Source organism: Cryobacterium sp. MP_3.1, assembly GCF_035984795.1.
GTDB lineage: Bacteria > Actinomycetota > Actinomycetes > Actinomycetales > Microbacteriaceae > Cryobacterium > Cryobacterium zongtaii.
This window is the reverse complement of record NZ_JAXCHV010000041.1, coordinates 21,903-28,508: the sequence shown is the minus strand read 5'-3', so window position 1 is coordinate 28,508 and position 6,606 is coordinate 21,903. Positions and strand designations below refer to the sequence as shown.

Annotated in this window: 9 protein-coding genes; 5 read left to right on the top strand and 4 right to left on the bottom strand. The window is 62.3% G+C overall.

What is annotated here, in order from left to right; genetic code table 11:
• Positions 1-47 precede the first annotated feature (47 nt).
• Complete coding sequence (locus RCH12_RS17240) at positions 48-437, bottom strand: bacteriorhodopsin (protein WP_327017693.1); 390 nt, start codon at positions 435-437, stop codon at positions 48-50.
• Positions 438-593: 156 nt separating this feature from the next.
• On the opposite strand from RCH12_RS17240, the gene RCH12_RS17235 reads away from it, so the two are divergent.
• The 3 genes from RCH12_RS17235 (at position 594) to RCH12_RS17225 (ending at position 2,883) form a co-directional block, all read left to right on the top strand.
• Complete coding sequence (locus RCH12_RS17235; protein ID WP_103429653.1) at positions 594-1,052, top strand: MarR family winged helix-turn-helix transcriptional regulator; 459 nt, start codon at positions 594-596, stop codon at positions 1,050-1,052.
• Between the two features lie 250 nt (positions 1,053-1,302).
• Positions 1,303-1,887: a hypothetical protein gene (locus RCH12_RS17230; RefSeq protein ID WP_327017692.1), complete on the top strand. Its 585-nt coding sequence runs from the start codon at positions 1,303-1,305 to the stop codon at positions 1,885-1,887.
• A 111-nt stretch (positions 1,888-1,998) separates the two neighbouring features.
• Complete coding sequence (locus RCH12_RS17225) at positions 1,999-2,883, top strand: NmrA family NAD(P)-binding protein (protein WP_327017691.1); 885 nt, start codon at positions 1,999-2,001, stop codon at positions 2,881-2,883.
• Positions 2,884-3,016: 133 nt separating this feature from the next.
• Here the strand turns inward: RCH12_RS17225 and RCH12_RS17220 are convergent, their stop codons facing one another.
• The 3 genes from RCH12_RS17220 to RCH12_RS17210 form a co-directional block, all read right to left on the bottom strand.
• A complete protein-coding gene (locus tag RCH12_RS17220) occupies positions 3,017-3,772 on the bottom strand; it encodes a hypothetical protein (protein ID WP_327017690.1) in 756 nt (251 codons plus the stop codon).
• A gap of 226 nt (positions 3,773-3,998) precedes the next feature.
• Entirely contained in the window at positions 3,999-5,156 is a 1,158-nt protein-coding gene (locus RCH12_RS17215) for an epoxide hydrolase family protein (RefSeq protein WP_327017689.1), read from the bottom strand.
• 9 nt (positions 5,157-5,165) lie between these two features.
• Complete coding sequence (locus RCH12_RS17210) at positions 5,166-5,318, bottom strand: hypothetical protein (protein WP_327017688.1); 153 nt, start codon at positions 5,316-5,318, stop codon at positions 5,166-5,168.
• Between the two features lie 108 nt (positions 5,319-5,426).
• Between RCH12_RS17210 and RCH12_RS17205 the strand changes: the two genes are divergently transcribed.
• Both RCH12_RS17205 and RCH12_RS17200 read left to right on the top strand, forming a co-directional pair.
• Entirely contained in the window at positions 5,427-5,849 is a 423-nt protein-coding gene (locus RCH12_RS17205) for a DUF6153 family protein (protein ID WP_327017687.1), read from the top strand.
• A gap of 68 nt (positions 5,850-5,917) precedes the next feature.
• On the top strand, positions 5,918-6,532 hold the full coding sequence (locus tag RCH12_RS17200) for a DUF305 domain-containing protein (RefSeq protein ID WP_327017686.1): 615 nt from the start codon (positions 5,918-5,920) through the stop codon (positions 6,530-6,532).
• Positions 6,533-6,606 lie beyond the last annotated feature (74 nt).

The following is a 6,606-nucleotide window of genomic DNA, read 5'->3' as shown; positions in this document are numbered from 1 at the left end:
ACGCGGCCTGGATCAACAAACCCGCCGCTCAGGAAGAAGCGCCGAAACTAGCCGCCTAAACTCACGCTGGCCTCATTCACCTTGACAAATTCCGGCACGGCAATGAGTTCCACCAGCAGCAGAGGTACCGTGAGGAGCCAGTCGACGTAGCGGTAGCCCTCGTTGAATCCTTCGCCGACCGCCTGAGTGTAGTCGGCCTGGCCGCCGACGCCTTCCGTCACGAAGGCCGCCTTGAACGAGTCGAAGATGCGGAAGTAGTGGTAGGCCGCGATGCCGCAGACGACGATGGCCACCGTGATGGCCTGGCGATACCGCGGCAGGATGCGTGCCAGCGAGATGAGCAGAAAGACCGCCGTGAACAGCTGGGCGGCGATGACCAGGGACAAGGAGTTGTAGACCGTGTCGTACTGGCCGGGCGAGAGAATATCGGGAATCATGATCTACTCCATCGGTTTTGACGGTGCCTGATTTGCCTTAGTCACTAAGTGACTGACTCAGTAAACTACATTTTCACCTTGTTTGGGGTGAATTGGGTACGATTACTTCACAACGCCGCGTGGGCGGGGCTTGCCCCCACGTAGGCCGGAGGAGACATGACCCAACCCGAACCGCTCGCGCATACCCTCACCGGTTTTCCGGCGGCGGCCACTGCATTCGTGAGCGCCCTGGACGCCAACCGCCAGCGCATCGCGCAGGATGTCGGCGTGAGCGCGACCGAGCTGCGCGCCCTGTTCCGGGTGGGTCGGTCGGTGAGCATCACGCCCAAGGAGCTGGCCGCACACCTAGGCATGACCACGGGCGCGATCACCGCGATCGCCCGCCGGTTGGTCGACGCGGACCTGCTGCACCGGGTGGATCACCCCGGCGACCGGCGCAGCCTCTACCTGGAGTTGACCCCGCTCGGGCACGAGGTGATGGGCGGCATCCACCGGGACTTCTCGGAGATGCTCGCCGCCTCGACCAGTAGTTTGAATGCCGATCAGCTCGCCGCCTTCACCGAGGCCCTCACCTCGGTCGCCGCCGAGGTGCGCAGCCGGTCTGCGCGCCCCTGATGCTCAGAGCAGTGACGTGCTCGTTGCCGGAAACGGCACGCTGAAACTCACGCCCCATTGTGCGTGCCGGGTGCTTTACACCGCCTCCTCCCCCACTGCGGCACCGTTGGGTTCCGTGAAATTCCCGTATGTCTTCCGTTTGGGGACCGGTCTTGCGCCCGGGTGTCCGTTAGGACTGAAGAATGACTACTCCTGACAGCCCCACATTGGAGCCCCTTAGACCCAGCGATCTGGGAATGAGGTCTGGCTCATGACTCTCACCGCGATGATGCCGTCCCTCCGGCGTACGCTCGCCGATCCGCTCAACATCGATGCGTGGCCCGAATCTTCACACGCCACCACCACTGATGTCGTCGTCTCCGGCGTGTCCATGCTGCGGCTCGTCGACGTGTGCCAAACCCCGTGCGTGCACACTGCTACCGCCGTCATCCCCGGCACTCACGGGCGGAGATCGCCGTACCGGGACGCCGCCGTCGTCGTCGTGCAGGTCACTGCGGTTCTGAGGAACTTCGACGCCGCACGTGTGGTCCTCATCGACGCGTGCCTGGACAGTGTGGACGCGACGTGGCGGGAAACCCGACTCATCGGGCGAGCCTCGACGGTCAAGAGCAGCACCGCGATTCTGCTCTCCGGCGAATCTCACGAAACCCCCGGTCTCGGTCGCGGCATGGTGGAGCTGCCCGACGATCTCCGTGAAGGTGACTTACTCGCCATCCCCTGTATGGGTGTTGTCGCACTCCGCGATATCCGGGCGCGGCCGCAGTTCGAAGTCGACACAGTGGCACCCCCCGAGCGTGACGCCGTTGCATTGACCTGGCTGGCACAACTCGCATAACCGTGAGACCGGGTCAGCCGGCCTGTTTTTCGGTGTGAGACTGGGCATACCGACGCTGTCATGGGGGAAGACTCCCACGTGTGAAGGTCTCGGAGACGGCGATGGGGCGCAATGCAGGCACGAGAGTGGAAGAATCCGGTGTTGGTCACCGGCGCGACCGGGAATGTGGGTCGGGTGGTTGTGCAGGAGCTTTTGGATGGTGGCGCCCGCGTGAGGGCGACCGGTCGTAGCGTCGAGTCGGTTCGGCGGGTATTCGGCGACCGGGTGGAAGCCGTTGCTCTTGACTTCACCGACCCAACTACCTGGGAAGCCGCCTTTGTTGGGGTGCAGCAGATGTTCCTCATGCGCCCGCCGCACTTGGGGAAACCAAAAAGTCAGATGATCCCGGCGTTGGAGTACGCCCGCGACCACGGGATCTCGCAAATCGTGTTCCTGTCGCTGCAGGGAGCAGAGAAGAACACCATCGTGCCGCACGCGGCGATCGAGGCGTGGCTTCGTGACTCAGGCGTGGCATGGACTTTCGTTAGAGCATCCTTCTTCCACCAAAATCTGTCCACCACCCATCTGACCGATATTCGCGATCGGGACGAGATCATGGTCCCTGCACGCAACGGAGCGACGGCATTCGTGGATGTTGAAGACGTCGGAGCCGTTGCGGCCGCCGCGCTTCTGGATCCGTCAGCGCATGTGAACACCGCGTGGACGGTGACCGGGAATGAAGCGGTGACCTACGCACAGATTGCCGAGATCCTCACCCACGAACTGGGCCGGCCGATCCGCTACGCGCGGCCCGGCATCCTGCGGTATATCGTGCATGCCCGCAGGAAGTTAGGAATGCCATGGGGCATGGTCCTCGTCACTGCGGCGATTTACACCACCGCCCGGCTGGGCCTGGCCGCGGGCCTGACCGACGATGTCCGTCAGGTCCTCGGTCGCGACCCTGTCGGGTTCGCAGTGTTCGCCCACCGCGACCGCTCGGTGTGGACTCCGCGATAGTTCGTCGCGATCGTGTCCGTTGGATGCTCGTGAGGAGTATCACTGTCGGTACATTCGCGCGCCCCACCGCCACTTCCCGCAATTCATCTATTCGGGCCCCCAACGACGGCCTTGCGGCAAGTCGCTGGAGGGGTCAGCCGCCGTACGCGGCCATGATCGCGATGCCGGAGCCGTTGTCGCCGCAGACGTCCCCGACGATCGTGCCCGCCGCATCCATCTCGGTCGGTGAGTGCTGCTGGTGGAAATAGCCGGGCACGACGACGGGCGAGGACATCCCCTCCACCAGCGCGGGCAGCTGCAGGGCGATGAGCCCGGTGGCCGTGTCCTGCAGCTCGGTGATGATGCCCACGGCCTCGTCCATCTGCACGCGCCACTCCTCGGCGCTCACGTCGCCCTGGAGGTAGCCCTGGTCGGCGTTGAGATAAACACTCATGTACTCCGACAGTTGCGTGCAGGCGTCGGTGATGAGCGGGTCGGGGCTGAAGACGTCAGTGGTGAACTCGCCCGTCAACGCGTACTGCGAGTCCGCTGGCACGGAAATGTACAGCTGCATCGGTGCGGATTCGGACGCCGGAAACAGGTAGGTACGGGTGCCCTGGCAGCCGCCGCGGCGGTCATTCTGCGTGGCCCCGCTGAAAGAGAGGCTGAAATTGCCGCTGACGCAGACGAAGCTGACCCGGAACGACGCTGCGCCCTCTGGCACGTCGATGATCTTCTCGACTGGACCGACACCGTTGAGCTCGACGGCCGGCCAGTCCGCCGTGTTCACGCTCTCGGCGCTCTCGGTCGCACCGGCATCCGGCGGCGACGCGGTGCACGCCGTGAACGTGAGGGCCACCCCGAGCAGGCAGGCCACCGATCTGACCAGAGCTGGTTTGGAACGACGCATAAATCCCCCATATCCGGCGCCGGACACGGCGCCCCGCACGACCCCCGTGCACGCCCGACTCTACGTGAACCACATGGGATACGTGACGAACAAGCCAACCTGGAGGTCGACGCACCACCGGGACCGGCGGAGTGGCCGAGCTGGCGGCGTCGACGTTTGATCGACGTTCGGGCGCCATGGTCGATGGCCCGATTACCCTGGAGAGACTTCCCGGAGTCTGAACCAATTAGCCACGCTCAGGGCTCAGCCGAGCGCTAGCGGGAGATCGCGGGTCCGGTTCGGTTCGGAGCCCTTGGAAGAAGGCCCGGATATTGGCGCTGACGAGTTCGGGTTCCTCTTTCGCCGTGAAGTGACCACCGTGAGGGAGTACGGCGAAGCTTCGAATGTCGGTGTAAGTACGATGGGCAAGTTCAAGGGGGTATCCGAGGTCTCCTGTTCCGACGGCGATGCCCGTCGGGACGTGAACGGCGCCACGCTTCTCGCGGTGCCGCAGGTGGTAGTAGGAGCGGAATGATGACCCAATGGATTGGGTGAACCAGTACAGCGAAATCGTTCGCAGAAGGTCGTCGCGAGAGAACTTTTCATCAAGAGTGAGTTCGGTCGGGCCGCTGCGTCTGTCGCTCCAGGAACGAAACTTTTCGAGAATCCAGGCGGCAAGGCCTGCGGGCGAATCGTTCAAGGCAGCGGCGACCGTGTCGGGGCGGGTGCTTTGCAGATGCGCATACGCGGTCTCGTCCGCCCATTCGGCGTCGAGCCACGCAATAAAGGCCTCTTCTGCCGCGGAAAGGTCTTCGCGATCGTCAACCTGGGGCACTGCGGGGTGGGTGACGAAGATACCGAGCACCGAGTCCGGGAAGAGTGAGGCCAGGCCATGACTGACGGATGCGCCAATGTCCTCATGATAGGTGCCGTATCGGGCGTACCCGAGGACATCGGTCATCAACTTGTGTATCGTTCGCGCCGTGCTTGTGTCGGTGAAGAATCCGGTGGGGGCGTCGGAGAACACGAACCCGGGTAATGAGGGAATGACGAGGTCAAAGTCGGACAAGAGAGTGACGAGCGGGAGCATCTCGGCAAACGAGTACGGCCATCCATGGCTCAGGACAAGAGGTACAGCATTGGGATGGGATGACTTCACATGAACAAAATGGACTGACTGTGAGTCGATGTCAGCAGTAAATTGCGGGAATGAGTTCAACAGGCGTTCCTGAGCACGCCAGTCAAACTCGGCTTCCCAGTAGGTGACGAGATTCTGCAAGTAAGACTTCGGAACTCCAGCAGCCCACTCCGCCCCAGGAGTTGGCTCCGGCAAGCGTGTACGAAGAAGCCGATCCCGTAGGTCAACAAGATCCGACTCAGGCACCTTGATGTGGAAACTCTTCATCGCAAAACTCTACCGATGGACTCGTCCCGCCAACGCGCGCCATAGATGGGCATGAGTGGCCAGTAGCAACTCGGTGGAGTGGTCCCCGTCTTCGATGAGCACGGTGATGTCCAGCCCCACGCCGAGGATCGTGGCGGTGGCCGGCGCCAGATCGTGAAGCATTCTGTTCTGGACTCTTCGATCTGGCCCAGATCGATGCTCGACTGTCCCGATATGCCCAGAGGGTATCCGGGATTCTCAAGTAGTGTGCCCAGCAGGGAGGTGGCCGTATTGACGACAAAGCAGAACTTGTCGGTGTTGGTGCCGCAGTCTGCCGTATGGCGCGCCTACGCGACCACGTTTGCCCTCGCCGTCGCGCTGATCGGTGGACTACTCGCGATGCATACCATCAGCGTCGACCACGGTATGGGTGCTCCGATGCAAAGCATGAGTCAAGGCGTCCACCCGGCTGGCGAAGCTGCCGTTGGAGGAGATGGCGACAGTACATCGAAATCCTCGGCAGGGTTCATCACAATGCTCGCGTGCGTCCTGGCGCTGCTGAGCATCACAGCGCTCCTGGCTGCCGTCGCTCCAGCGATGAACCGGCCGCTCACTCCCCCGGGGGCTAATACCATCGTTCGATCCAGCTCGCCGGGCTGGTCCTTCTCCTTACCTCCTCCATCTCTCATCATCCTGTCGATCAGTCGAGTCTGATGTGCATCCCAGCTCATCCCGCACATCACTCAGACCGCACTACGCACCCTGATCGAAAGAGAAGAACAATGACTACTCGCACTATCGCGCTCGCAACGACCGCAGCCATCGCAACGGCCCTACTCGCCGGATGCACAACCACACCAGCCATGCCCGGCAACGGCATTGGACAGAACGAATCATCCAGCCCAGGCGCTGGTTCGTCGCCGTCAGCGTCAAACGCACACAACAACGCTGACGTCATGTTCACCATGATGATGATTCCCCATCACCAGCAGGCCGTGGAGATGTCGGACATGATCATCACCGAGAGCGGCATTGACTCTCAAATCACCGAACTCGCGCAGAAGATCAAAGACGCTCAGCAACCCGAGATCACCCTGATGGAAGGCTGGCTCGACACCTGGGGGGTCGGAAACCCCAACGACATGATGGACGACATGGATCACGGAAATGGCATGATGTCGGACGGCGATATGTCGGAGTTGGAATCAGCCACGGGGGCCGACGCGGGACGAATCTTTCTGGACCAGATGATCCAACATCACGAAGGCGCCATTGACATGGCCACGGACGAAGTCGAAGACGGCCAAAGTCCAGACGCGGTGACGCTGGCCGAAAACATCATCACGAGCCAGACCGCCGAGATCAAGGTCATGACAGGCCTTCTCAACGCTAGCTAACCGCAAGCAGGAGCGCTCCCCGTACCGGTGCACTTCGGTGTGCCGGTGCGAGAGCGCGGCCCTGGGACACTCAA

What these genes read in the sequence shown, in the direction of transcription:
- RCH12_RS17240 (WP_327017693.1), bottom strand. Translation starts at nt 437, where the DNA reads ATGATTCCCGATATTCTCTCGCCCGGCCAGTACGACACGGTCTACAAC.
- RCH12_RS17235 (WP_103429653.1), top strand. Translation starts at nt 594, where the DNA reads ATGACCCAACCCGAACCGCTCGCGCATACCCTCACCGGTTTTCCGGCG.
- RCH12_RS17230 (WP_327017692.1), top strand. Translation starts at nt 1,303, where the DNA reads ATGACTCTCACCGCGATGATGCCGTCCCTCCGGCGTACGCTCGCCGAT.
- RCH12_RS17225 (WP_327017691.1), top strand. Translation starts at nt 1,999, where the DNA reads ATGCAGGCACGAGAGTGGAAGAATCCGGTGTTGGTCACCGGCGCGACC.
- RCH12_RS17220 (WP_327017690.1), bottom strand. Translation starts at nt 3,772, where the DNA reads ATGCGTCGTTCCAAACCAGCTCTGGTCAGATCGGTGGCCTGCCTGCTC.
- RCH12_RS17215 (WP_327017689.1), bottom strand. Translation starts at nt 5,156, where the DNA reads ATGAAGAGTTTCCACATCAAGGTGCCTGAGTCGGATCTTGTTGACCTA.
- RCH12_RS17210 (WP_327017688.1), bottom strand. Translation starts at nt 5,318, where the DNA reads ATGCTTCACGATCTGGCGCCGGCCACCGCCACGATCCTCGGCGTGGGG.
- RCH12_RS17200 (WP_327017686.1), top strand. Translation starts at nt 5,918, where the DNA reads ATGACTACTCGCACTATCGCGCTCGCAACGACCGCAGCCATCGCAACG.